This window comes from Mesorhizobium sp. GW821-FHT07A06 (assembly GCF_059419085.1).
In genome coordinates this window covers 923,543-948,004 of record NZ_JBWKRC010000001.1, presented here as the reverse complement: position 1 = coordinate 948,004, position 24,462 = coordinate 923,543, and the positions used below count along the sequence as shown (strand labels likewise).

Genomic DNA, 24,462 nt, shown 5'->3' with positions numbered 1-24,462 from the left:
GTGCAGGCGATTGACGACCGATCTTTGCGTTCTCAATTGCTGCTCTCATATGTTGACAAGGACATTCAAGTATTGCTAATTGCGGGCGCTTAAGGGGTCGGAGATTGGTATGAAATCTGCACTGTCACTGTTCGCGAGCGCCATGGCGCTTTCCTCTCTCTTGGTTGTCGGGCACGCCATAGCCCAGGACGCAAGCGGCGAGATCATTGTCTACAATGCGCAACACGAGAGCCTTACCAACGAATGGGTGAAAGGCTTCACCAAGGATACCGGCATCAAGGTCACCATACGTAACGGCGAAGACCCTGAATTCGCCAACCAGATCGTCGGCGAAGGCGCTGCCTCGCCGGCCGATGTGTTTCTGACCGAGAACTCACCCGCCATCGCGCTGGTCGACGCGGCCGGCCTTTTCGCGCCAGTCGATGCAGCCACTCTGGCGCAGGTGCCGGAGGAATTCCGGCCCGCCAACGGTCATTGGGTCGGTATTGCCGCGCGCAGCACCGTCTTTGCTTACGACAAAACCAGGCTGACTGCCGACAAGCTGCCGAAGTCGCTGCTAGATCTAGCCGACACGAGCTGGAAGGGTCGGTGGGCCGCTTCTCCGTCAGGGGCCGATTTCCAGTCGATCGTCGGGGCCCTGCTCGAGATCAAGGGCGAAGCCGATACAGCGCAATGGCTGAAGGCGATGAAGACCAACGTCACCACATACCGCGGCAACAGCGCCGCCATGAAGGCGGTCAATTCCGGTCAGATCGAAGGTGCGGTGATCTTTCACTATTACTACTACGGCGATCAGGCGAAGACGGGCGAGAATAGCAAGAACGTCGGGTTGCTCTATTTCAAGAATCAGGATCCAGGCGCGTTCGTCAGCATTTCCGGCGGTGGTGTCCTAGCTTCGAGTAAGCATCCCAAGGAGGCACAGGCCTTCCTGAAATGGATCACCGGCAAGGGTGGCCAGGACGACCTTAAGACCGGCACGTCATTCGAATATGCCGTCGGCGGCGGCGCCGACAGCAATCCGGCTCTAGTTCCGCTAAAGGACTTGCAGGCTCCGAAAGTCGAGCCGTCGCATTTGAACAGCAAGAAAGTGACGGATCTCTTGACCGCTGCCGGGCTGCTCTGATTGGCTTGGCTTACCGTTGACCGTGCGGGCCGCTTATTTTCCACGCAGCATGGCGACGTGATCTAGGGTGTCCGCGTTCAATTGGCTGAGGATCGCGTCAATCCACAGCCATCCGGAAATGCTTCCAACGAGATTGGTGCCGCAAAGAACGACCCGTCGGTGACGATGTCCGCAGTAGTATTCTCCAGGCTCCATTCCTTCGGCGGCTCCCCCGGATTCGGACCACGTCCAGCGACATGCAGCCCTGCGGCAACCAGCCTGCCTTGCGCGTTATGCCGAACAATGATCGAACCGGATGTCCCAGGGAAATTGTCCCCGTCCGTAAAAATAACGCTCAAACCATCCCCCGGATGGAGCATCATCTTTACCGTAATCTTTTCCATGATTATGGGCCCGGCAGCCTCGATCCCGAAGTCCATCGGCGGCTTTACCGTTATCATGTACAGCTGGGAGCCTTCGGCCAGATCCGGGTGATCGAGATCCGGGTCGAGGTATTTCATGCCCTTGGGACGGTCTACAGGCTGGAACACGGCCCGATCATCAGCAATGGAGGTTTTTGCCGAAGATCGCTGGCCCAGGCTGTAGGAGGTCTCGAGAGGATTGATCGGATGGTGTGCCAATACAGGTGGCGTTGAGCTCAGTTCGGGGAACGTGGTGAAGAAACAGGTGCTGCTGCCACTTTTCGCTTTTTCATGGAGAAGGATTCGATCCTTCTCATCTATGACGACATGAGCGTTAGCGACGAGACAGCTCTTGCTGCCGATAAACCAGCCGGCCCCGCCTCGATAATGACTCTGGTCGCCATATTTCTCGCAGGAGACACGAACTCCGGACGAAACAATCGTGTTGAATTCCTTGGCCGAGAACCCGGCATGCCGTGCGTTGGTCAAATTGAAGGTGACAAATCTCTTTCGAAAGTCACCGCTCGAAAGCTCGTCATGGCTTTGAAGGATGAAATTGGCAGGTAGCAACTGTCCTGCATATTGCTGCTTGTTGAGGCGCAGTGAAGCGGCGCGCGAGCCTGCCCGGGTCTGTGGCCGAGCCGACGCGACCAATGCCACCAACAGGGCGGTCGCCAGGAAGCCGAACCCCAGATGCCGCATCAATGTTGTGTTGCGTTGCTCCATCACTTCAAGTCCGAACTACTCCAATCTCGACTTTCTCCGCACGACGGTGGCCGTCGGCGCGCTTCCATCGGGGCGCACGGAGCAGCCACGTCGAGAAACCGCGAAGTGAACTCTTTGATGTGAAACCAACTGACCGATGCCTATTGTTCACTTCCCTTCCCAGCCGGAGTGACCCGTACGAGTTGGTGACCGTGTCACCCCATCACGACTTCCGCAGCCCCGAGCGGAAACTCTTCCACCCGCTTGCGGAAGCGGCCGAAGTGCAAAGCCATTGTTGGCAGCACCAGCAAGTTCAGCACGGTCGAGGTCACCAGCCCGCCGAGGATCACGATCGCCATTGGCCCCTCGATCTCGTTGCCGGCCGCGCCACTGGCCCAGGCCAGCGGTAGTAGGCCGAGGGCGGTAACTACCGCCGTCATCAGGATCGGCACCAGCCTTTCGGCTGCGCCCTTGCGCGCGGCATCTGGCCCCCACACCATCCCTTCCCTGTTCACCAGGTGCTCGTAGTGAGAGATCAACATGATCGAGTTGCGCAGCGTGATGCCGAACAGAGTGATGAAGCCGACCAGCGAACCGAGCGACAGGTCGCCGCCGCTCGTCAGTACCATAAGCACCCCACCGACCAGCGCGAACGGCAGGTTGACCAGCACAAGGAGCAGTGCCCGCACGCTCTTCAGCGCCAGGAACAACAGCAGCACGATGCCGACATTGGCTGCCACGGTATAGATCAGCAGATCCTGCTGCGACTGTGCGCGCGCCTGTTCCTCGCCGGCAAACAGCAAATAGGTGCCTTTAGGCAGGCTGACTTCCTTGTCGATGCGCTGCTGGGCTTCGTTGACGAAGTCACTCACCGCGCGGCCGCGCACCGCCGACGTCACCGTTTGCAGACGTTGACCATCGGTGTGCAGGATTTGATATCGGCTGGTGGTCTGGCTGATGTCGGCCAGCTGGCTAAGCGGCACCGTCACGCCTGCCGGGCTGCGCAGCAACAACGAGCCGATCGCCGCCAGATCCCGGTGCGCCGCCGGCGCCAACGACACGTTGACGTCATACACCTGGTTGCCCACGTAGACCTGGCTGGCAGCCACGCCCTCGTACGCAGTCTGGATCGCCTCCAGCACGTCGACCGGGGTAAAGCCCCAGCGGGTCAGCTGCTCTGGCTTCAGCCGCATCGTCAGCTGAGGCACGTGCTGCGCGGATTCGACACGGACGCCGATCGCGCCCGGAATCTGGCCGACCAACTGGGCGATTTCGGCCGCCTTGCTGTCAATCACGTCGAGGTCCGGGCCGAACACATTGATCACTACCGGCGCGGTCACGCCGGAGATGCTCTCGTCAATGCGCTCAGCCAGGAACGTGTTGACCGAAGTGATCAGTCCGGGGAAGCTGGCCAGCGTCTGCTGGATGTCGAACAGCGTACGCCGGTGCTCGCCCGGCGACAGCGGCTTCAGGTCGACCTCGAACTCACTGATGTTGACGCCGGTGGGATCGACCACCTCGCTGGCTCGGCCAGCACGCTGGGCCACCAGGCGGATGCCCGGAATCTGGTGCAGCGCGGCGGTCACTTGGTTGCCTATTCGCATCGACTCGGCCAGCGACGAGCCAGGCGCGAGCGCCATATGCACCAGGTAGTGGCCTTCCTTGAGCTCCGGGATGAAATTGCCGCCGAAGAACGGCAGCGCGCCGAGCGCGCCGACGCACAGCACCCCAATCGTCCAAATGATGGTTCGGTAGTGCGACTCGATGGACGATAGCAAAGCGAGATAGCGCGCCTTCAGCGCCTGCACCAGCTTCGGTTCTTCCTCCTTTAGCGGCTTGCCCGTCAGCAGCATGAATGCGAGCGCCGGAGTCACCGTCAACGCCACTAGCAACGAGGCCAGGATTGCCAGGATATACGAGAGGCCTAGTGGCGCGAAAAGCTTGCCGGCGACACCCGAGAGCGACAGCACTGGCAAGAACACCAAGGCTACGATCAGCGTCGCGTAGACCACAGCGCTGCGAACCTCAAGCGAGGCGCTCAGCACCACCTGCGCCGGAGGTAGCGGTTTGGCCAGTTGTTGGTTCTGGCGTAGGCGGCGGAATATGTTCTCGACGTCGACAACCGCGTCGTCCACCACCTCGCCGAGCGCGATCGCCAGCCCGCCGAGCGTCATCGTATTGAGGCTGACCCCAAAGTGAGAGAGCACGATCACCGTGGTCAGCAATGACAGCGGGATAGCCGTGGCCGAGATGAGCGCGGTGCGTACGTTGAACAGGAACAGAAACAGCACGCCGACCACCAAGACGCCGCCAAGGACCAGCGCGGTGCGAAGATGGCCGATGGCAGTCTCGATGAAACCAGCCGGCCGGAAGATATCAGAATGCAGTGTCACCTGTTGGGCGGCCAGCGCCGGCTGAAGCGCGCTCAGTGTCTGTTCGACCCGGCGCGACACCGACATCATGTCTGCGCCGTACTGGCTTTCCACCATCAGCGAAACCGCCGGCTTGCCGTCGATCGACGCTGCGCCGACTGCCGGCGCCGCTCCGATCGCCACGTTGGCGACGTCGGCTAATCGCAGCGCGACGCCGTTCTGGTAGCGCAGCACCACCTGCGACAGCTGCTCCGGCGTCAGCGCCTGGCCTTCTGTGCTTAGCACGATGCGCTGGTTGGCGTTCTCTACATAGCCGGCGCCACGTACCCCTGTCGCGCGCTGCGCTACATTCAGCAGATCCTGCAGCGCCACGCCGTGCTGCACCAGCTTGTTTGGGTCGGCCTGGATCTGGAACTGCTTGACGTCGCCGCCGAACACGATCACGTCGGCGACGCCAGGCACACGCAGCAACTGCGGCTTGACGGTCCAGTCCGCCAGCGTCCGCAGCTCTAGCAGCGAAAGGCGATCGGAAGTCAGGCCCGCAACCAGGGTCACGTTGGTCGAAGACGTCAGCGGCAGGAGCGCTGGCGGTTTGACGCCGTGCGGCAACGCCCCACTCAGCGCATTGAGCCGTTCGGCCGCCAGTTGCCGGGCCCTATAGATATCGGCGCCATCCTGGAAGGTGAGCGTCACCATCGATAGCCCCTGCAGCGACTTGGAGCGCATGCTGGCGAGGCCGAGCGTGCCACCCATTGCGTTCTCTATCGGCTGGGTGACCAGCGCCTCGACTTGTTCCGAGGTGAGACCGGGCGCTTCGGTTTGGACCACAGCTAACGGCGGCGCGAACTCGGGAAAAACATCCTGGCGCGCCTGCGTCAATGTATAGATACCGTAGCCGGCCAACAGGCAGGCCAGCGCGATTACCACGCCGCGGAAGCGAATGGCAAAGCGAATGGTGGAGTTCAACATGATAGGGCCCGGGTCCGGTTAGTCGTCACACTCGGGGTCTTTGCAGGCGGCCGCCGAGCTGATCGGTGGGCGCTGCTCCTCTGACAGCAACAGTTGCGCGCCGCGCGTCACCACCCGTTCGCCGGGCTTGAAGCCGGCGTCGACAAAGTAGCCACCATCGTGAGGCGACTTGTCGGACACAAGGCGGCGCACGAACTGGTCCTTGCCCTGCCGTACATAGGCCCACGGCTGGCCGCCGAACCATAAGACCGCCGGCTCGGGGATGACCACTCCCAAGGCCGTCTGCTGACCAGACGGCAGGTAGGCGATCACCTTGCTGCCAACTGGCAGGCTGGCAGGTGCGCGGTACAAAAAGGTTGGGCCTTCCGCGATCGGATCGCTTTGCGGTGACGCCGAGACCAGGCTGGCGGCGATCCGACCATATGCGCCGCCACTGAACGCTATTTGCTCGGGTGCCGTGGTTCCGCTATCGATCGGCAATGCCATCCGCAGCACCATGTCTTGCCGCTCCAGGAGCACGGTGAGCGCCGTATCCGTGCCAGCGATCAGCGAGGCCAGCGGCGCACCGAACTGCTGCAGTGCGCTCGCACGTACTGCTTGCACGTTGGCCTGGGCCGCCTGCAACTTGGCCTGGTCGGCCGACCAGGCCGCCTTCGCCGCCTGCATGGTCTTCTGCGACACGCTCATGTGGTCTTGAAACAGCACACGGTTACGTTCGGCATCCTGGCCCGAGGCGTCGACGGCCGCCTGCGCGCTGGCGACATCGGCGGCCGCGGTGAGGTAGCGCGCACGCAGGTCGATCAAGAGCTGCAGATCGAGCACGCTGCCGTAAGCCAAGTGTTCGGCCTGCTGGTTCGTCGCTGTCAGGACGTCGCTCTCGATCCCGCTGAGCTTCTGCGTCGCCTCGTCCAGCGTAACGATGGTCTGCCCGCCTTCCCTGCTGGCTCGGCTGGCCGGGGCAGCAGCCGGCGACGCCGCGCTCTGCGCCGACTGGTATGGGAGGCCCCAGATCGCCAGTGCGGTGACGCCGGCCGACGCGAGCGCGAAGAGCAGCGGTTTACGGAATGTGCTCATGCTTGGGTAACTTTCTTGTTAGATGGGTGGGCGGCGCGACGCCATCTAGCGGCCCCGGATGGTTTCGAGTTGGCCGATCGCCTGCTGTTCCTAGACGCTCGCGTCGAGTTTCAGTTGCCGCGTCGGCACGGACGGAGTGTTGACCCGCAGCGGCACCTGGCGGTCGGCCGGCCCACAGCCCTCAACCTCGTTGCAATTAAACAACATGGCGATCCCGCCGCACCTCGCTTGGTGCTGCTCCTATACAGCCGCAGCCGGGTCAAAGATCTGCGGAATGCCGTCAATCAGCCGACTGGGAGGGTGCTTTGCAGGGCCGGCGGATGCGCACTGGTTTTGACCAGCGGAAAAAGCGATTGGTTCAGGGCTTCCAAATGTTGACCTCTCGAAGATTGAGAACAGGCTGTTCCAGCGATCCGGATACAGGTTTATCAAAGGCTTGCTTAAGCCCACCTGAAAAGTCCTCGCAGGCGCCCTGCCCCGATGATGATTGGCCAGCTGGGTCATTTTTTCAGCCAGACTTCATCTTGGATCGCACAATATGCCTCCATGGGGCCAAGCATAGGCTGGTGCTGGCGGTAAGACCGCGTCGATCAAGCTGACTGCCGAGGATAATCTGCGGGAGTAGAAAGGCGCCATCGTGCATGGTGAACGGCACATTAAGGTCAAGATCGATGGGCAAACGGGCGCGATGTCCGAAAATCGCGATGTCGGAAAATAAGGACTAGAATAGCCCCGAGCACTGGTTCGGCCCTGATGCAAGTGGTCAATCAACAGGCGGAAAAATACGTGCGCTTGCTACTAGCGGAAGACGATCCAATGATCGGCAGCGGCCTTCAGCAGGGGCTGCGCAAGAAAGGATTTACGGTGGATTGGGTACAGGACGGTAACTCGGCCCTGCTCGCACTGGAAACCACTCCCTACGCGCTGCTGCTGCTCGATCTCGGCCTGCCCCAGCAGAACGGGATGAACGTTCTGAAGGCATTGCGTCTGCGCGATGAGACGCTGCCAGCCATCATCATCACTGCGCGGGACGCACTGGCGGATCGAGTGAGCGGGCTGGACAGCGGCGCGGACGACTATCTTGTCAAGCCGTTCGCGCTCGAAGAACTGATAGCGCGCATTCACGCCGTCAGCCGTCGTCAGGCAGGCCGCGCTCAGATCGAACTGCGTGCCGGCCCACTGCGGCTCGACGTAGCGCGCCATCTTTTGTGGTTGCGCGATGAGCCGACCAGCGTGTCGGCCAAGGAATTTGGATTGCTCCATGTGTTGATGCGCGAACCAGGCGCGGTGCTCTCGCGCGAGCAGCTGGAGGACCGTTTGTACGGCTGGGACAAGGACGTCGGCAGCAACGCGATCGAGGTACACATCTACAACCTGCGTAAGAAACTTGGCGCCGAAGTGATCCGCACCGTGCGTGGCGTCGGCTATCGTATAGGGGAGGACGCATGAGCATGCGGTATCGCCGCTTGCGCCTGTGGTTCATGGGCTCGCTGCGGCGGCGCTTGCTGTTGTGGATGCTGCCGGTGACTTTCCTTGCCGGGATCTTGGCGAGCGTTGGCACCTACTGGGGAGCCTTTCTCGAGCTGGGCGACCTTCTCAACGACCAGATGCGCTATATTGCCGAGCACGTCGACGTGGCCAATGGCGTCCGCGTGTCGTTGGTCAATGACGGCAAGCACAGTGAACAACTCGACGAGGAAAAAGCCGACGAGGTGCTGCTGGAGGTATGGCGTGGTGGCAAGCTGGATTTCACCACCGACGCAACGCTGTCACTGCCGCCGCCGGGGCGGTCCGGGCTGAGCGATGTCTCGTTCAATGGCCAGACTTGGCATACCTTCGTCGACCAGCGTGGTGATCGGCTGATCCGCGTCGGGCAGGCGCAGGACGCACGCTGGGAGGAGCTAGCCGGACTGTCGGTACATCTCTTCTGGCCAGTGCTGTCGCTGCTGCCAGTGGTAGCATTGTTTCTTTGGTTCGGCATCGGCCGCGGGCTGAAACCGCTGCGCCGGATCGCCGGCGAGTTGTCGCGGCGCGACGCCGAAAGCTTGGCGCCTATCGCTCATGACGTGCTGCCGAACGAGGTCAAGCCGCTGGTGGACGGCCTCAACGACTTGCTACGGCGGCTGAATCGGGCATTTACAATGCAAAAGGACTTCATCGCCGACGCCGCGCACGAGCTGCGCACGCCGATGATGGCACTTAGGATACAGACGCAGTTGGCGCAAAGTGCCGACGCTGAAGAAGAACGCCAGGAGGCGCTAGCGCAGTTGGAAGCCGGCGTTACCCGGCTCACCCATCTGGCGCAGCAATTGCTGACGCTGGCCCGGCTCGAACCACAAGAGCAAGCCGCCGCGTCGCAGTCGGTCGAGCTTTCGGCTCTGTGCAAGTCGGTGATCTTGGACCAGATCCGGCTGGCTGAAGCCAAACATATAGACCTCGGCCTCGTCACGCAGGACAAGGTCGTGGTCCTGGGTGGCACGGAAATGCTGCGCATTCTGCTTAACAACCTGGTCGACAACGCGATCCGCTATACCTCGGCTTATGGCACGGTTGACGTCGCCGTGCGACGGAAAGGAAATGAAGTCGTGCTCGAAGTATGCGACAATGGCCCTGGCATTCCGGAGGCCGAACGGGCGCACGTGCTGGAACGGTTCTACCGCGGCAGCAACCAAAATATCCCGGGCAGCGGCTTGGGGTTGTCGATCGTCCAGCGCATCGCCGAACGGCATGGCGCGCGCTTGGTGCTGGACAGCGGTCCGGACGGCAAGGGGTTGCTGGCCCAGTTGCGCTTCAACGACCCAGTGGGAGCAGCCGGGCTGCAATCGGTGGTCCTATGACTGGGATCGTGATCGCCGCGCGTGTCGGCTCTCTCGACAGAGTGGGATGCGGGCAGGTTTACGAACATCTTGCAGGAGCCTCGATGATGACGGCGTCTTTTCTCTTCGCCGTCACGGCGCCGATCGCAGCGAGCCAACGTCTGCCTATTCCACCGGGATGGTCGCGGTGCTCAACTGGGCGGACCTGAACATCGTCGATAGCGGGGCAGTGGGAATCAGCAGCTCGCAGCTCGTTCTTGTGACGGCCGTCGACGGGATCAACTGAAATCGATTCAGAAGCATGGACGAGCGCCTCATGCGTCGCGCAACGGTTGGGTCGCACTTGATCTATATAGTATACCCCCCTATATTACGCTGATTGTAGAGAGGAGACCCGTATGTCGCACACGACCCGGAAGAAAACGAAGCTCATCAACCGCGTGCGCCGCATCCGCGGGCAGATGGAGGCCGTCGAGCGGGCACTCGAAGACGAAAAGGGCTGCGCCGACGTGCTGCAACTGATCGCCGGCGTGCGCGGCGCCATCAACGGCCTGATGGCCGAAGTGGTCGAGGATCACATCCTGCTGCACGTCGCTGACGGCGACCTGGCGCAGGAGGAACGCAATGAAGGCGCCGCCGAACTCATCGATGTCGTGCGCGCCTACCTTAAGTAACAACGGAGTTCGCCGTCATGGCTACCCAGGACGCCACCCATCGCCGGACGCTGGCCGACAATGCAGAAGCTCGCACCGTCGCCCCAGCCCCCGCGCCTGCTCATCACGATCATGATCCCCATGAGCATGACCACGAAGACCATGAACACGGGCATGACCACGACCACCCCTTTGAATGGACGGAGGCCGCACGTATCGCCCTTGTCGCGGTTGCGGCGGCCGCAGTGTGGTTCCGCATCTGGGAGCCGTTCCCGGCGGTCAGCATCATCGGCGTCGCCGGCCTTCTGATCGGCGGCTGGCCGATCCTCAAGGAGGCCTTCGAGAACGTCGTCGAGCGCCGCATGACCATGGAGCTGTCGATGACGATCGCCATCGCTGCGGCGGCCGCTATCGGCGAGTTCTTCACGGCGCTGGTCATCACCTTGTTCGTTCTTGTGGCCGAGGTGCTGGAAGGATTGACCGTCGGCCGTGGCCGCAAGGCGATCAGCGACCTGCTCGAATTCCTGCCGCGCGAGGTCTCGGTCCGCCGATCCGGCTCGATCCGGTCCGTCCCTGCGGAGGAACTGTCGGTTGGCGACGCCATACTTGTGGCGCCCGGCGGAAGAATCCCGGTCGACGGGGCGGTGCTATCCGGTCATTCCTTCGTCGACGAGTCCCGCATCACTGGCGAATCCATGCCAGTCGAGAAGACGGCGGGCACCCAAGTCTTCGCCGGCTCCATCAACCAGTCCGGCGCATTGGAGGTCGCCGCAGAGCGGATCGGCCGTGACACGAGCTACGGCAAGATCATCGAGGCGGTCGAACGGGCCGAGAAATCACGCGCCCCGGTGCAGCGTCTCGCCGACCGCCTGGCCGGCTACCTCGTCTATTTCGCGCTCGGCGCCGCCGTCCTGACATTCCTGATCACACGCGACATCTACTCAACGATCTCGGTCATCATCGTCGCTGGCGCCTGCGGCATTGCCGCGGGCACGCCACTTGCCATTCTCGGGGGCATCGGCCGATCCGCGCGCCTGGGCGCTATCGTCAAAGGCGGCGTGCACCTCGAGACCTTGGGCAAGGTCGATACCGTCGTGCTAGACAAGACCGGCACGCTGACCTTCGGCCGCCCGGAGGTACAGCAGGTCGTGCCTTCTCCCGGCACGACCGACGATGAACTTCTCGGCGCCGCCGCGGCGGCAGAGCTTCGCTCCGAGCATCCGCTCGGCAAAGCGATCGTTGCCTACGCCCGCAGCCAGGGACGCGAGATTGTCGAGCCGACAAGTTTCGCCTACACACCGGGCCGTGGCATCGCGACCTACGTGGGCGGAAGCGCTATCCTCGTCGGCAACCGGGCCTGGATGACGGACAACGGGATCGGGGTACCGGCCTCCGGCCAGAACGTTGCGGGCGGTTCCGAGGTTTTTGCCGCCCGCGACGGACGGCTGCTTGGCTCGATTGCGGTGGCTGACACCGTCCGGCCTGAAGCCAAGCGCGCGATTGATGCTTTGCACCGGATGGGTATCAAAACCGTCCTGCTTACAGGAGACGCACGCCCTATCGCAGCCGCCGTCGGCGGAGCGCTAGGCATCAAGGAGATCGAGGCGGAACTGCTGCCAGAGGACAAGCTCACCCGCATCCAGGCGCTGGTGGCGCAAAAGCGCATCGTTGCCATGGTGGGCGATGGCGTGAATGACGCACCGGCGCTTGCTGAAGCCAGCGTTGGCGTCGCCATGGGCTCGGGTACCGACGTGGCGCAGGAGAGCGCAGACGTCGTCCTGCTTGGCAACGACCTTGCGCGCTTCGTCGAAACGCTCAAGGTCGCCAGACGAACGCGAGGCATCATTTGGCAGAACTTCGCAGGCACCATCGGCGTCGATGCGCTAGGCATCGCGCTTGCCGCTTTCGGATTCCTCAATCCGTTGCTCGCCGCTGGCATCCATGTCGTCTCGGAACTGGTGTTCATCCTCAACTCGGCCCGCCTCTTGCCGACGCCCGAAAAGACGGTCGCGGTGGCGCCCGAACTCAAACCCGAACCCACGAAGGCATAAGCCGTGGCTCTGGAATCGCCTTGTCTCGATATCTGCAAATTCGACCGCAAGGCCGACCTGTGTGTCGGGTGCTTCCGCACGACGGTCGAAATCCGACAATGGCGGAAATTCACCGACCACAGACGCCGACAGATTCTCGCTGAACGCCGTCGGCGCGAAGACAAATTGGCCGCACGCAAGACGGCCCTCTAACGGCTCACGCGATCATGGCGATGGCGAGAACGATACGCAGCAAATGGGCGGGCACCGAGGTCACTCTTGGCATGGATGAGGTGGGAAGCGGCCGCTCGGTTGTCCTTCTGCCGGCGTTCAGATATGTCAAATGAGAGTCTTGCGGTGCCGCACCGAAAATACGGTTTCATCGAGGGTGACCCTATCTTCGCCACGAAGCTTTCGTCCAGCGCCACCAAAGTCCGAGGCGCGGTCCTCCGTACGCACGGTGCCGAGATTCTGACCGATCTTCGCCTTGCGCTTGTTCCCAATGTTCGTGTGGCCGATGATCACGGTCCCGAAATTGGGCTTGCAAATGCCGCTTGGCCGGCGCTCTCGCTTGGTTCACGCCGCGCCTGGTCCGATGGACCTTCCGACATCGCCCTACATGGAGCGCGGGCGCTTACCGAGCCTCGCGCTTCCCATCCGCATGGCGAATTTGGCGGGTCCAGTTCGCACTTCGCATGTGGGCGAGCGACATTGATCTGCGAAACGGCCATCTGACGAAAATCTGGATCGGGTCCGTTGTCAAGGAACAGCTGGGTTATCGCTTCTCGCTCTTCACACGATCGCAAGCGCAGCCCGACGCGAACGGACTCCGCCACCTTCTTGCTGCGTCTCTCGACGCCGGCCGCCTGTGACCCGACGCGATCCTCTTCCAACCCCCTTGGGATGGCCAGATTCTGCTGGCCCATGATCGGGCTTGATCTCTCCATCGGCCCGCCGCGATGCTCAGCCTGTCCTATGCAGGCCAGCGCGCCAGCTGCGCGCAAGGCCATGGATTCGGCGGAAATCTGACGGTGAAGATCGGATTCTTGGCGTCAGGCAGACAATGTTCTCGCGGAGCCGCGCGATCACCAACAAGCTCATGAAATCCAGATCAAGCTTATCCAAACCACGCTCGCTATTCGACAATATTTCTTTTGAATAAGTGATCTTCACTCTCTTCAAGCGCTGTCTCCAGGCGCATTCTTCGAGTTGCATCGATTCGTTTGAACTGAAGCGGATGCAGCCCATCGACGTGACGTTGGGCTGCATCAATATCTCCGAAGAAGCCGATGCTCCGCAGGCATCGGTTCCACTCCAAGGCAAACGACCAGGTCTCGGCGCCAGATGGGTCCCGGCGGATAGCGATCTTAAAGTACCCGTCTGCCCCCTCGCCTTCGACTCGCGTATTCCAGCCTGCGGTGAGGTCGGCGAAGCTGCGCTGAAGCGGGTTGCCCCAGTCGGGGCGCCGAGCATCGTTTACCCAGCGGTACTCGCCTGGGAGAAAACTTCCCGCCTGTTTCGCCTCGTCATAGGTGATCAAATAAAAGAAGCCTTGGATATGAAACCAAGCTAATCGACGTACGCGCTCAGGAACGAGTTGGGGCGGAGCCACGAAGCCGAAACTGACGTCGGCGACTGACATCAGCTTGCCCTCAATCCTGCTCTCTTCGTAGCTGTCCCCGATCATCTTCTTCGTTCGCCGACTTCGCGATTTGGCCGCTTTTCTTGCGGCGATCTCTGCCAAGTCCGTTCTTTCGTGCACTGTGCCAAGATCGGGAAGCAACGTAATTGCCGAAATCTCGTCCTCAAGGTCAGCCTTCTCGCCGTTGCAGCCTGTGCAGGAACGCACGATCAACGACCACCCGGTTGCAAAGGAGCCCTTGGGCACGAACCGGCGACCAACCACGTGCTCGTCGGTGAGCAGGCTCTCGGCGGTTTCCTCGCAGCCACAGTAGACGCAGGTAACATTAGTGAGCTTGGTTGCTTTGTTGTTGGGAAGCATGTTCGCGGTGACCGAAAGCGTCATGTCGTCAACCCCATCTAGATTCATTCCAGGAATCGCATCTACGCCGCCGCAGGGCCTTCGATCCATCGGCTAGCGAAGCTTTGGCTGAATCCTTATTCCGCCGACGCCGTCTTGCCAGCCTTGGCATCGGCAAATGGTTACCGGACTGCGATCGGATTCTTCAGATCTGAACAATTTTACGAGTCCTGTTCACTATATCGCAGGACCTCCCGGGTAAATGCGGCCTTCCCCGACTAACACCGGGCACAGAGGACCGAACGAGAATAACAATGAAGTGCATATCGATAGCTGTGCGGGAAGTCCGCGAAGCTCAGGGCTGAGGCCCCGGTATGTTCCGCCGGGGATTCAAATCCGGCTTTTCGACCCTTCCCTGATCGATGGATGACGTGGGGGTTACCCGCGACGGCACGCGTGAACGGGTCCGCGACCGAAAGGTTGGCTTCGTTCCCGCCTGCTGTCCGAAACCTTCCCGTCTCCTGCTCGGCCTATCGATGCATTTCATCGCCTGTCGGCGATGCGCTGCAGTTGTCGCAAAGGGAAACGAACATGCGCTGCCACAACCTCCTGCTCGCCGAAGCTTTGAAGGCGTCCGCCACCGCGTTCGACTTCCGTTCTGACACGCTCGCCAACCATCAGGTGGCCAAGATCCGCAGCTCGTCTGGGGGCTGGTCTATACCGATGCCGCTCCACGTGATTGGGGCCGGAACGCCCCAGCGGTAGATGTCGAGGACAGCGTGGCCAACCGGGTTCCGCGACCAAGGAAGCGCGGCTCCAAGGTGGGCGCCGTGGTCGATCCATTCCGTTGCAGGACCATTCGGTTCGACAGCGGCCTGGAAGAGTCCGTACTTATGGTCCTCGTCACCCTGCCCCAAACCGTGGAAGTCCGCGAACAGCAGAAAGCGGAGTACATCCAGCACGGCGAGAAGCGAAAACACTACTTCGACTTCGTGCAGCAAACGGCATCAAGCAGGATCGCCTACGCCGTCAAGTACGAGCAGGACGTGGATGACGACCTCCGAGAAACGCTCCGGCTCACCTCTGAACAGCAGGGCGACCGGTTCGCCGACGAGTTCCGGATCCTGACCGAGAAGGACCTGACGCTGACGCAGATCGAGAACGCCAAGGAAATCTTGGCGTATGCGTCCGACTTCGACTTCGAAGGCCAGGCGCTCGTGGCCGCCGCGCTGCAAGGGCTTCCCGCGCGCGTCCTGCTCTCGCACATTGTCCGGGCAACAGGCTTGGGCGACCGCGGGCGACGCGCCGCCGTGACCCTTGTCCAGAAAGGACTCCTGAAGGTTCCGGCAAACGTCCGGCTGGCTAGCAATGCACTCCTCGTCAATATCGCGGCGCGCGAAGTACTCCGTTAATTCAATCCTTACGGGAACCCAGTAAAGGCAAAGGAAAACAAGAGAATGGGGGCGTGCTTGAAACTGATGAATCCGGCGGTGTTGGCGGGAAGCTACGAAAGATCTCACCTATTTGGCCGCCACGACAGGCTCGTCATCGACGGTCAGTCCTTTAGGGTCGAGCGCAAAGTCAAGGACTCGCACGTGCTGCAGCCCGTGACCGGCGACCTGATCGCCGAGGACTTCTTCGTCGTAAAGACGGACAAGGAGATCAACGGCCTGATCCGTTCGAAGCGCATTCGCATCGACGAAGGCTACTATTCTAAGGCCCTCGGCATCCTGCGGGTACGGTTCGACGACTCCGACCTCAGCGATCTTTCGGAAGCGGATCTCAAGACCGTCGCCTGGAAGAAGGAGTGGTGCGTTCGTTTCTTGGACGCCGCGGCAAATGTCGAAGGGCGTTGGCGGCCTCGCCGCACTCTCGACGACTGCGCGCGTTTCATTGAGGAGAGCGCTGACCGCATGGATCGCTGGTACCTCGACACATTCCAGGAACGGAGGCGGCCCGGCCGACGGCTCCCTGGAGAGGTGCGCAAGGCGTTCGACTACCCAAGCCCTGCTTCTCTAAAGAATTGGATGGCACAGTTCGTAGCGGGGAACTGCCGCATGAACAGCTTCCGTCCGCGCTATTCGAACAGCGGAAATCGGAACCAGCTCGATCCGCGCGCCGCCGAGGTGATTGCAGTCGAAGTCCAAAAATTCGCCAGCATCCTGAAGCCCAAGATGGCGGACATCTGCGAGAACGTTGAGCTGGCCTTCCACGAAATCAACAAGAGGTTCCCGGATCACCAGCCTGTCTACGCCAGCCACAACGCCATTCGTCGCAGGATTCATGCGCTCGATCCCTTTATGGTCGACGCCGGCCGTGAGGACAGTGACTACGCTCTTCGGAAATACACGCCGGTCGGCAAGGGGCTTTTGGTCACCACGGCGTTGGGCCGGGTCGAAATGGACGACTGGGAAGTTGACCTCCACACACTCATCGAGCGGTCCGCGATCTGGAAGGCCCTGACGCCCAAGCAGCGGAGCCTCGTGCCGCGCGTCAGGATGGCGTTCACTGCGGCCATCGACTGCGCTTCCCGATGCATCGTAGGCTTCAACCTCTCCATCAACAGTCCCTCGACTGCAACGACGAAGCCCGCGCTCAGATCGGTCATGGTCGACAAGACCGAACTAGCGGCTGCGGCGGGAGCAAAAGCTTCTTGGCATATGCATGGCCGCCCCACCTATGTGGCGACTGACGGGGGACCGGCGTACGGCAGCGAATTCGATGACGCAGCGGCACGTGCCAACGTTGGTCGTTTGATCCCGGAGCAAGACCCCCGTATGCGCGGCACGGTCGAAGCCTTTTTCCGCTACATGAAGCGTCTTTGCCGCTACTTCGCTGGACGAGCGTTCGCGAACGTTGTCGAACGGGGAGACTATTCGGCGGAACAGCTCGCGGCGTTGACGGTCGGAGAATTCTACAAGACCCTGATCGTGTTCATCGTCGACTATTACCATCTCCGCCCTCATCGTGGCCTCGAGGGCCGGACGCCGTACGGCAAATGGATGGAGCTTGAAAAAGCTGGCCTGCCGCCTGCGCCGGCTGCGCAACAACTGGCAATTGCCTTCGGGCTGCGACGCAAAGACCGCAGCATCAGCAAGCACGGCGTCGAGTTCCTGGGAATTTCATACAACTCGCTGGAACTTGCCCGTCTCTTCGCTCTCTTGGGTCAGAGGAAGGTCGACGTCATCATCGAGCCTGAGGACCTCGGCTACGTATTCGTCCGGATTCCCAAGGAGTTCAGGGGGCGGATCAAAGGTGTCCCCGAAGACCATGCGTTCCTCACGGTTCCCAGTGTGGATGGCACAGGCAACGGGAAGACGCTCGCTGAAACGCTCCTGGCGAAGCAGGCGGTCCGCGAGTTCGTTAAAGCCGAGCAGGCAGCAGGGCGAACGATCCGCATCGATGCCCATCGGCACTTCCTAGATCTGGCCGAAAACGTCCGCAGGAGGGCCGCCATCGCGACCCACGAAATCACGGAAAAGACGCTGGATCTGATCGAAGCTCGGATCGCGTTCTCCGGCAGGGCAGGACTTGGGTCTGTTGAACATGCGGCCGAGGAACCCGAGGGCGACGGTTTGGGTACAATCGTCGCGCTCTCGACACGACGCCGTGTCGATGCCGGGCAGAAGGCCCTCCCGTCTCCGGAATCGCCCCACGAACAAAGCTCACCAAAGCCGAAGCCGTTCGGCGGAAGCATGAACCTTTACGACGGAGACGACGAATGACGCGTCAACTTGCCGATCAGGGGCTCCGTGCAGATCACGAGCGTGCCGGCGGTACGCTCCCGACGGACTGGGACGATGCCATGTCCGACGACGACTTTCTCGATACGATCGAGGGCCGACTGAGCGAGAAGGACAAACGCGTCAAGGAGATGCTGGAACGCGCGAAGAGCGTTTACGTGCGCTGCGGACGGGACGACGTCGCCAAAAAGACTCTCTCCCGCTTTGTCGCGATGATGCTAGCGAAGAAAAACAATCGGAGAGACGACGGCCGCATCCTGTTCGTCACCGGCGAAAGCGGCGCGGGAAAAACCACCTTGGTGGAGCGCATGCTTGAGGAAAACCTCACGCTGGCCCCGATCAAGAAGTCGTATGGCACCATCGAACCCGTGATTTCCCTTACGCTGATGGGGCCTTCGACCCTCAAGTTCCTGGGGCTGAATATCCTGCGGAAGGCGGGTTACAAGATCACCCGCAAGTACGAGCAAGGCGAGGTGTGGGACATCCTCCCCGAGCAGCTCCATCTGCGGAAGGTTCTTGTCATTCATATCGACGAAACGCAGCACCTGTTGAAACTGACCGAATCCGACAAGGAGCGGGACTCCGTCAGGAAGGCGCTCAAGGGCGTCATGAACTACACGCCCTGGCCTGTCAGCTTTATCATGTCCGGCATGCCGAGCATCACCTCCCTCGCGAAGCTTGACGAGCAGATCGAGCGGCGAGCGCGGCACTTGCACCTGCCGGATGTTGTTCTTCCAGAGGAGCGCATCCTCATCCTCAATGTCGTGGCCGCTATGTGCGAAGCGGCCGGGCTGAACCCCAGCAAGGTGCTGGAAAGCGACCTCCCGGACCGTATCGCGCATGCGGCCAGGTATCGGTACGGACGCATCGCTCAGGTGATCCTTGCCGCAATTGAGCAAGCGGCGCCGCAAAACGCTGCCATTCTGACACGAGATCATTTCGCCCTAGCCTACATCGAACATTCCCAGGCCCGTGGCCATGACGAAATGAACCCCTTCCTCGTAGACGACTGGATTCGATTGGAGCCCGGCCTATTCATGATCGAGGACCACTGATCATGAGAACGAACGGGCGGATTCTCGAACCGCTTGCGTTTGCCTATCCGCTCGAGGCTCAGGAACCGGCGGCGGGCTTCGCGTCCCGCCTGGCGGCCCTGAATGGCCGCTCGCTGAAGGATCTCCTCCGCGACATGAGCATCCATCAGCGGAGCCTCGACAAGGGTGTCCCGTCGGCAGTGCGAGACATCGCCACGCTTGGTCGGGCAGACCCGGAAACCCTGTTGAGATTTACGCCTATTCCCAAGAGCGGCAGATTTTACGAGGTAGCCGACGAGACAGTCGTCCGGCTTGCGGTCAACCGGACGTATTTCCGGTTCTGTGCCCGCTGCGCACGGGAAGACATGGATCACTATGATGGTCCGTCGTCCAGTAGACCGTGGCTCCGGCTTCAATGGACCCTGTCTCATTTTCGGTCCTGCGACCGCCACAATGTCCTTCTTACCGCGACGAACCCCATCCGAACGCCCTTCGCTCCATTCGATTTCAGCGGCACGATGCATGGGCTGATTCCGAGCCTTCACCAGATTGCTGACGCGGCGATCCCTGCGCGCGCCTCCCCTTTCCAGGCTTGGCTTCAGAATCGGCTGCGCGGAGTTCGGTCTGAGGAGAATTGGCTTGACGACCTCCCGCTGTCCGTGTCGGGGCCATTCTGCGAGGCCCTCGGCGTTTCGTCGCTGCATGAGCCCAAGGTCAAGGTCGCGCAGTTCATCGCCTCCGACTGGGCCGCGGCCGCCGATGAAGGATTCCGCATTGCCAGCGCCGGTGAGGTATCCCTTCGCACGTTTCTCGGAAGGCTCAACGACGCGCAGTCTTCGACGCGCGGTTTCTGGGGTCCGCGGGACACTTACGGCTATGCATACGGGCTGCTCCAAAAGACAGTGGACGATCCGGCCTACGCCAAGCTACGCGACGCTGTGCGTAGGTTCGCCCTGGAGACCATGCCGATCGAACCTGGGACCGACGTGCTCGGAGAACCAGCGGGCGGCCGCAAGGTCCACACGGTTCGCACCGCGGCCCGTGACTCCGGCGTGCATGCCCTCACCATCCGTCGGCTGTTCAAACGGATGGGCGTCGACGGCGCGGGAGAGCGATCCGGGGTCATGGACCATCGCATCCTCGTCACGTCCGACGAGGTCCATCGTGTCGTTTCGGAGCTCAAGGATGCGATCACTGCTCCGCAGGTCGAGAAGCTTCTCGGCGTTCCCCGCCTGCACCTGAAGGCGTTGGTCGCCGGCGGACACCTTTCTGCATTGGCAGATACAGGCTCTCGAAGGAATGCGAAGCGACGTTTTTCAACAGAAGCAGTCGAAGAGCTTCGGCTCCGCCTTTTCGACGGCGCCTGCGAAGTGTCAGAGCCAACCGAGCGCCAGGTCAATGTTATCGGCGCGCGGCGTGCGTCCTCCTGCGGCATTCCAGACCTTCTCGACATGGTCTTCACGGGGAAGCTGAGCTGGAAAGGCAGGCTTGTTGGCAGGATGGACTACATGGCACTGCTGCTGGACGCCGACGAGATGACGCGGATCGTGCGTTCGCGCGAGACGCGCACAAATCTTACCAAGGAGGAGACAGAAGCTTTCCTTCCGGGGACGCATGATCGCGTCGTGAACGCGTTGATCGCGTCGGACTACCTGACGCTGGTTGAGGAATTCAGCCCTGACGCGAGGCGGATGATCCCGGTCGTTTCACTGGAGAGCGCGGAGACGTTCAGGGCGCGCTTCGTTTCGCTTGGCGAGCTCTGCCAAAAGGCTTTGATGCATCACAAGCAAGTCCGTGCCCTTCTTAGGCTCGCCGGAATCGTTCCTACGCTGCTCCCGGAAACGGTCGGCGCGTTCTTCTACGACAGACAATCCGTCGAGCATTTCGAGGCCCAAAGTGCGGACGCTTGGGTCTACGATAAGGCAGCAGTTCTGAAAATGATCAGGAAGGAAAAGGCGGACGTGCGGAGGGCCAATTCTGTACTCCTCTCCAGAAAAGCAGAACCCCCGGCCGACGCGACGTCAGGTCCGGGGGTTTCCTAGTGCTCACCGCAGCGCATAACCGTCAGGGACGGACAGAGGCGGCAGGGATACGCAATTGAAAGGATAATGTAGGACCGATGGCTGAAAGTCAATCCGCATTCGACTATGCCCACGCCCAAGAGGCCGCGATCCGGAAATCGCTGACTGAGCCTCGGCTAGGGAAATATCTAACCCGAAGCGGACACAAGTTCCACTTTACGATGCAGTGGTACCTCTGGAATGCCCGCTTAGCAAAGGCATTTCAGTACCCGCTCCAAGTTCTCGAGGTCACCCTCAGAAACGCCGTAGTCGAGCATCTACACCGGGGAGGCGCTCCTGAGGAGTGGGCGTTCGATCAGCCAACCATTGACCGGCTTGAAAAGTCCGACCCCGGAATCCGGGACCTTCTTAACAAAAGCAAGCGGCAGCTCCTCTCCAAAACGCTGCCTCGGCGGGAGGTCACGCAACTTCGGGCAATCCCAGACGCGCAGGATATCGCATCTTACGGGCGCATCACCACCAACGACGTGATCGCGAACATGTCCTTTGATTTCTGGGCTCGTCTGCTGGGTCCCCAATTTGAATCACAGTGGCATGGTACCGTTCATACCGTTTTTTCAAATGATCCCAGGGTCACTCGCCGCTCAATCTGGAGCGGTGTCATGCGGATTAAGGACTTTCGGAATCGGGTCGCCCACCACGAACCGATCTTCCAGCTCGCCGATCTCCAGGACATCCATGCTGAGATACTGAGACTCACGGGACTCCGGTGCACGACGACAAAAACCTGGCTTCAGCACTTCTCCACCTTCCAGAGTGTCTTCAAGCAGATGCCAGGAACTTGGAAGGCACCCGGTGACCAATCCATCAACGGCATGCTGCATCCAGTTTTGGAAGCGACAGATCCATCAGTCGCCATCAGGGAAATTCTTGGGCCGCTGTCAAACTCAGACACTTTGGGCATCCTGAGGCAGAATGGCGAGATTACCCTCTTCGGCCAACCCGACATCGCGCGGTGGCTGGCGAGTTGGACTGATCAAGGCATCGTCGATCTGGACGCGCCGTTGACGCAGATGATCGAGCGCGCGGGGTCACGTCATCGGACCATCGCTGTCACTTCAGGCACAACGGTTTCGGAGGCCGGCGCTAGGTTCTTCGAGCGAAATGTCCCGTCGAAAAGCAAGCCCACGGCAATGCTCGTGACATCCGACGGAACCGCGACCGGGAAACCCATCGGCATCCTGCTAAAGGAAGACCTCCGCGGACGACGTTAGGCGTCTGGATGCAGCTCGTCCCGAGCTGCATCCACTGTGCGATGCTGCGCAACCTTGATGTTTGTCTTCTTCGGCGCGCCTGGACTGCACTGGCGTGCGACCACATTTGATTGTTGCAAGAGCGCCCCCGAACCTGTCTCCCGGATAGCGGGAGACCCGACATGAGAAACCGAAAGCAGGAAGCCTTCCGGCAAGAACGGGAGGCATTGGGGGAACAGGGCACCAAACGCGGCCCGGGCTTTCTTGTAGACTTCCGCCGCAGACCGGATTGGGTGGAGGGCAACCCGAACATCTGGGAACTCGATGTAAAGGGTTCTCACAACGAATACTCCGTCATCGTCGGCACGCTTTCCGGCGAACTGGATGTGATCATCCAACGCCTGCCAGAGCCCAACGCTGATAGGCATGGCGTCATGTTCGGTCGGACTCTTGTGGAAGTTACCCTGCCTCCGGACATCAGGCGGCTCTGCGGTGAGACGGTCCTTCCGGTTCTCGTCTACAGGGTCTTGGCCGCCCCGGCGGGATCGCCCTACAGCAAGGGGCAAAGCTTCGCCGACGCCGATCTGAGCCGTCCTGTTGCGGCCCCGAAAGCTGACAAGGTCGCGAACGAAAAGCGGAAAGAGGCCCTCCTTAGGCAATTCGAGGTCGAGATAGCCGAGGGCCGTTCGCTCTCGCCGCAGTTCTAATCTTTGAAACCGCGATTGCGCCGGCAGGTTTCCGCGCTCAAGATTCATTCATCGAAAAGACTGTCAGGGTAACAGAGATGACCAAATTCCACCGCCTTCCGAACGTCGAACAGGACCTACTGCCGACAATAAAGCTCTTCATGGAAATCGGCATGCCCGATTCCGTGGAGAGGATGATTAAGTTCAGCGGCGAAAGAATGCGTTCCTCGGAAATCCCTGAGGCAGTCCGCGTCCTTGAGGAGGCGCAGTCGTGGCTAGCTTCGGCGAGGCTGCACGAAATGGTTCACGGCAAGGGCAGCCTGCTGAATAAAGAACACCCGACATACGTGAGGGCCTTCGTCACGAAGGAGGCCGGCAGACCAGTTCCGGAGCAGTTCAGATATCCAATCAGGCCTCACGGCGCCGGACGGCCCATCAATTGGAATGTCAGCTCCTGCAACGTCTCATAGACTTGCTCGATGATTTCCTCGGTCTGTGGATCGACGGCCGTGAATCGTTGCTGCGTCACAACCGTACCGTTCGGATAAGCCACGACATACACGGCTTGGAATATCCATAGTCCTGTATTCGGTTCGTCGCCCTGGGTGACCGTGATCTGCGCGCTATAGAAATCGGCGGCGGCCACAGCGTCGGCTTCGCTTAGGAAAAGTCCCGAGATCCGGCCGAAGCAATCTCTTGAGCACCAGATTTCAAGCCCAGAAATGACTGCTGAGTAGGCGTTCGATCGACTCTATTGATTTGGTGCCATCATTTTGGATTCCTATTTCCCCGGATGTAAGACATTTGGACTTGACCGGAAGTTAAGCGCCCGGCGGAAAGTGAGCAAAGGAAGCGGCTATGACTAGCTGGGACCTCCTATTGCAAGGTGCCTGGTAAGGTCGCCTTCCCTGATAGCTGCGAGCCTGAAATCCAGGCGTGGGTGCGTGAGAATGGGGAGAGCACGTGCGACTTCACACTTCTGCACCCCGCTCCTGCGGGAGCGAAACAGAATCGATTTAGGAAGACCGGCTTACCTGCAGCACCCAAGGCCCGTCGCGGGGGCTGGATCATCCCAAGACTGGGTGAACACGATGGCCGTACGCTCTACGGGACAGCGCCGTGCGAGTTCGAATACCTCGTCCGGCTTGAAATAACCTTCGACCGAAACGGCGACCGCACTGTCCCTGAAGGTCAGAAAGCCCCCAGAAAAACCTGCACCGCTCACTCAGGTATAAAACTTTGGGTCTGGCAGGTACACAACTTTGGGTGTGGAATATCTTCCTAAAAAATGTACCAATGATTTCAATGGCTTCCAGAGGGGGCAGGTATAGAACTTTGGGTGGCGCACCAAAAAATGGTGCCACACTCAAAGTTGTGTACCTGGAAGCCAAAGTTGTATACCTGCAGAATTCCTAATGGAATGTGCGAGGATTCATGTGCCTTGGTCTCCTGCCCCTTAACTCACAATAGGGCCGAGCCGACAGTTCTGCCCTAGTCGAGTAGCCGGCTCCGGAGGATCTCGCAAGAAGCAGAGGAGGATACGGTTAACAGAGGGCGTCCTGCCCGCCTAGGAGCCGCAGAACATCATGGTGAATGGGATA

The 24,462-nt window shown here is 60.7% G+C and carries 17 protein-coding genes; 12 read left to right on the top strand and 5 right to left on the bottom strand.

From position 1 onward, the window contains the following. Positions 1-109: 109 nt before the first annotated feature. Positions 110-1,123, top strand: a complete 1,014-nt coding sequence (locus AC07SZ_RS04790) for an iron ABC transporter substrate-binding protein (RefSeq protein ID WP_494913469.1) — start codon at positions 110-112, stop codon at positions 1,121-1,123. Positions 1,124-1,200: 77 nt separating this feature from the next. Here AC07SZ_RS04790 and AC07SZ_RS04785 read toward each other — a convergent pair whose 3' ends face one another. From AC07SZ_RS04785 to AC07SZ_RS04775, 3 genes are all read right to left on the bottom strand, one after another. Then, positions 1,201-2,250 (bottom strand): S1 family serine peptidase, encoded by a 1,050-nt coding sequence (locus AC07SZ_RS04785; protein ID WP_494913468.1) that lies wholly within the window; start codon positions 2,248-2,250, stop codon positions 1,201-1,203. A 194-nt stretch (positions 2,251-2,444) separates the two neighbouring features. Continuing rightward, on the bottom strand, positions 2,445-5,570 hold the full coding sequence (locus AC07SZ_RS04780; RefSeq protein WP_494913467.1) for an efflux RND transporter permease subunit: 3,126 nt from the start codon (positions 5,568-5,570) through the stop codon (positions 2,445-2,447). Between the two features lie 18 nt (positions 5,571-5,588). Further along, positions 5,589-6,644, bottom strand: coding sequence for an efflux RND transporter periplasmic adaptor subunit (locus AC07SZ_RS04775; RefSeq protein ID WP_494913466.1), 1,056 nt, complete (start codon positions 6,642-6,644; stop codon positions 5,589-5,591). Positions 6,645-7,397: 753 nt separating this feature from the next. Between AC07SZ_RS04775 and AC07SZ_RS04770 the strand changes: the two genes are divergently transcribed. The 5 genes from AC07SZ_RS04770 (at position 7,398) to AC07SZ_RS04750 (ending at position 12,356) form a co-directional block, all read left to right on the top strand. Beyond that, positions 7,398-8,093 carry a response regulator gene (locus AC07SZ_RS04770; RefSeq protein WP_494913465.1) on the top strand — a complete coding sequence of 232 codons (696 nt, stop codon included), beginning with the start codon at positions 7,398-7,400 and terminating at the stop codon, positions 8,091-8,093. Further along, on the top strand, positions 8,090-9,481 hold the full coding sequence (locus AC07SZ_RS04765; RefSeq protein WP_494913463.1) for an ATP-binding protein: 1,392 nt from the start codon (positions 8,090-8,092) through the stop codon (positions 9,479-9,481). The genes AC07SZ_RS04770 and AC07SZ_RS04765 overlap by 4 nt, the downstream gene beginning before the upstream one ends. Before the next feature lie 377 nt (positions 9,482-9,858). Further along, on the top strand, positions 9,859-10,134 hold the full coding sequence (locus AC07SZ_RS04760; RefSeq protein WP_494913462.1) for a metal/formaldehyde-sensitive transcriptional repressor: 276 nt from the start codon (positions 9,859-9,861) through the stop codon (positions 10,132-10,134). A gap of 17 nt (positions 10,135-10,151) precedes the next feature. Then, complete coding sequence (locus tag AC07SZ_RS04755; protein WP_494913461.1) at positions 10,152-12,164, top strand: heavy metal translocating P-type ATPase; 2,013 nt, start codon at positions 10,152-10,154, stop codon at positions 12,162-12,164. Between the two features lie 3 nt (positions 12,165-12,167). After that, a complete protein-coding gene (locus tag AC07SZ_RS04750; protein WP_494913459.1) occupies positions 12,168-12,356 on the top strand; it encodes a DUF1289 domain-containing protein in 189 nt (62 codons plus the stop codon). Positions 12,357-13,278: 922 nt separating this feature from the next. Here AC07SZ_RS04750 and AC07SZ_RS04745 read toward each other — a convergent pair. Beyond that, a complete protein-coding gene (locus tag AC07SZ_RS04745) occupies positions 13,279-14,169 on the bottom strand; it encodes a hypothetical protein (protein ID WP_494913458.1) in 891 nt (296 codons plus the stop codon). 848 nt (positions 14,170-15,017) lie between these two features. Between AC07SZ_RS04745 and AC07SZ_RS04740 the strand changes: the two genes are divergently transcribed. The 6 genes from AC07SZ_RS04740 (at position 15,018) to AC07SZ_RS04715 (ending at position 22,882) form a co-directional block, all read left to right on the top strand. Then, complete coding sequence (locus AC07SZ_RS04740; RefSeq protein WP_494913457.1) at positions 15,018-15,536, top strand: PDDEXK family nuclease; 519 nt, start codon at positions 15,018-15,020, stop codon at positions 15,534-15,536. A 66-nt stretch (positions 15,537-15,602) separates the two neighbouring features. After that, complete coding sequence (locus AC07SZ_RS04735; protein WP_494913639.1) at positions 15,603-17,849, top strand: TnsB C-terminal domain-containing protein; 2,247 nt, start codon at positions 15,603-15,605, stop codon at positions 17,847-17,849. After that, positions 17,846-18,922: an ATP-binding protein gene (locus tag AC07SZ_RS04730; protein WP_494913455.1), complete on the top strand. Its 1,077-nt coding sequence runs from the start codon at positions 17,846-17,848 to the stop codon at positions 18,920-18,922. Before AC07SZ_RS04735 ends, AC07SZ_RS04730 begins: the two co-directional genes overlap by 4 nt. Before the next feature lie 2 nt (positions 18,923-18,924). Continuing rightward, positions 18,925-20,943 (top strand): TniQ family protein, encoded by a 2,019-nt coding sequence (locus AC07SZ_RS04725; RefSeq protein ID WP_494913453.1) that lies wholly within the window; start codon positions 18,925-18,927, stop codon positions 20,941-20,943. 77 nt (positions 20,944-21,020) lie between these two features. Further along, positions 21,021-22,196, top strand: coding sequence for a hypothetical protein (locus AC07SZ_RS04720; protein ID WP_494913451.1), 1,176 nt, complete (start codon positions 21,021-21,023; stop codon positions 22,194-22,196). Positions 22,197-22,357: 161 nt separating this feature from the next. After that, the gene (locus tag AC07SZ_RS04715; RefSeq protein WP_494913450.1) at positions 22,358-22,882 is read left to right on the top strand and encodes a hypothetical protein; all 525 of its coding nucleotides are present in this window, start codon (positions 22,358-22,360) and stop codon (positions 22,880-22,882) included. 394 nt (positions 22,883-23,276) lie between these two features. On the opposite strand, the gene AC07SZ_RS04710 is transcribed toward AC07SZ_RS04715, so the two are convergent. Then, positions 23,277-23,507: a hypothetical protein gene (locus AC07SZ_RS04710; protein ID WP_494913448.1), complete on the bottom strand. Its 231-nt coding sequence runs from the start codon at positions 23,505-23,507 to the stop codon at positions 23,277-23,279. Positions 23,508-24,462 lie beyond the last annotated feature (955 nt).

Excerpts from the sequence above, each read along its gene's own strand:
- AC07SZ_RS04790 (WP_494913469.1), top strand. The coding sequence starts at position 110 with ATGAAATCTGCACTGTCACTGTTCGCGAGCGCCATGGCGCTTTCCTCT.
- AC07SZ_RS04785 (WP_494913468.1), bottom strand. The coding sequence starts at position 2,250 with ATGGAGCAACGCAACACAACATTGATGCGGCATCTGGGGTTCGGCTTC.
- AC07SZ_RS04780 (WP_494913467.1), bottom strand. The coding sequence starts at position 5,570 with ATGTTGAACTCCACCATTCGCTTTGCCATTCGCTTCCGCGGCGTGGTA.
- AC07SZ_RS04775 (WP_494913466.1), bottom strand. The coding sequence starts at position 6,644 with ATGAGCACATTCCGTAAACCGCTGCTCTTCGCGCTCGCGTCGGCCGGC.
- AC07SZ_RS04770 (WP_494913465.1), top strand. The coding sequence starts at position 7,398 with ATGCAAGTGGTCAATCAACAGGCGGAAAAATACGTGCGCTTGCTACTA.
- AC07SZ_RS04765 (WP_494913463.1), top strand. The coding sequence starts at position 8,090 with ATGAGCATGCGGTATCGCCGCTTGCGCCTGTGGTTCATGGGCTCGCTG.
- AC07SZ_RS04760 (WP_494913462.1), top strand. The coding sequence starts at position 9,859 with ATGTCGCACACGACCCGGAAGAAAACGAAGCTCATCAACCGCGTGCGC.
- AC07SZ_RS04755 (WP_494913461.1), top strand. The coding sequence starts at position 10,152 with ATGGCTACCCAGGACGCCACCCATCGCCGGACGCTGGCCGACAATGCA.
- AC07SZ_RS04745 (WP_494913458.1), bottom strand. The coding sequence starts at position 14,169 with ATGACGCTTTCGGTCACCGCGAACATGCTTCCCAACAACAAAGCAACC.
- AC07SZ_RS04740 (WP_494913457.1), top strand. The coding sequence starts at position 15,018 with ATGGTCCTCGTCACCCTGCCCCAAACCGTGGAAGTCCGCGAACAGCAG.
- AC07SZ_RS04735 (WP_494913639.1), top strand. The coding sequence starts at position 15,603 with ATGAATCCGGCGGTGTTGGCGGGAAGCTACGAAAGATCTCACCTATTT.
- AC07SZ_RS04730 (WP_494913455.1), top strand. The coding sequence starts at position 17,846 with ATGACGCGTCAACTTGCCGATCAGGGGCTCCGTGCAGATCACGAGCGT.
- AC07SZ_RS04725 (WP_494913453.1), top strand. The coding sequence starts at position 18,925 with ATGAGAACGAACGGGCGGATTCTCGAACCGCTTGCGTTTGCCTATCCG.
- AC07SZ_RS04720 (WP_494913451.1), top strand. The coding sequence starts at position 21,021 with ATGGCTGAAAGTCAATCCGCATTCGACTATGCCCACGCCCAAGAGGCC.
- AC07SZ_RS04715 (WP_494913450.1), top strand. The coding sequence starts at position 22,358 with ATGAGAAACCGAAAGCAGGAAGCCTTCCGGCAAGAACGGGAGGCATTG.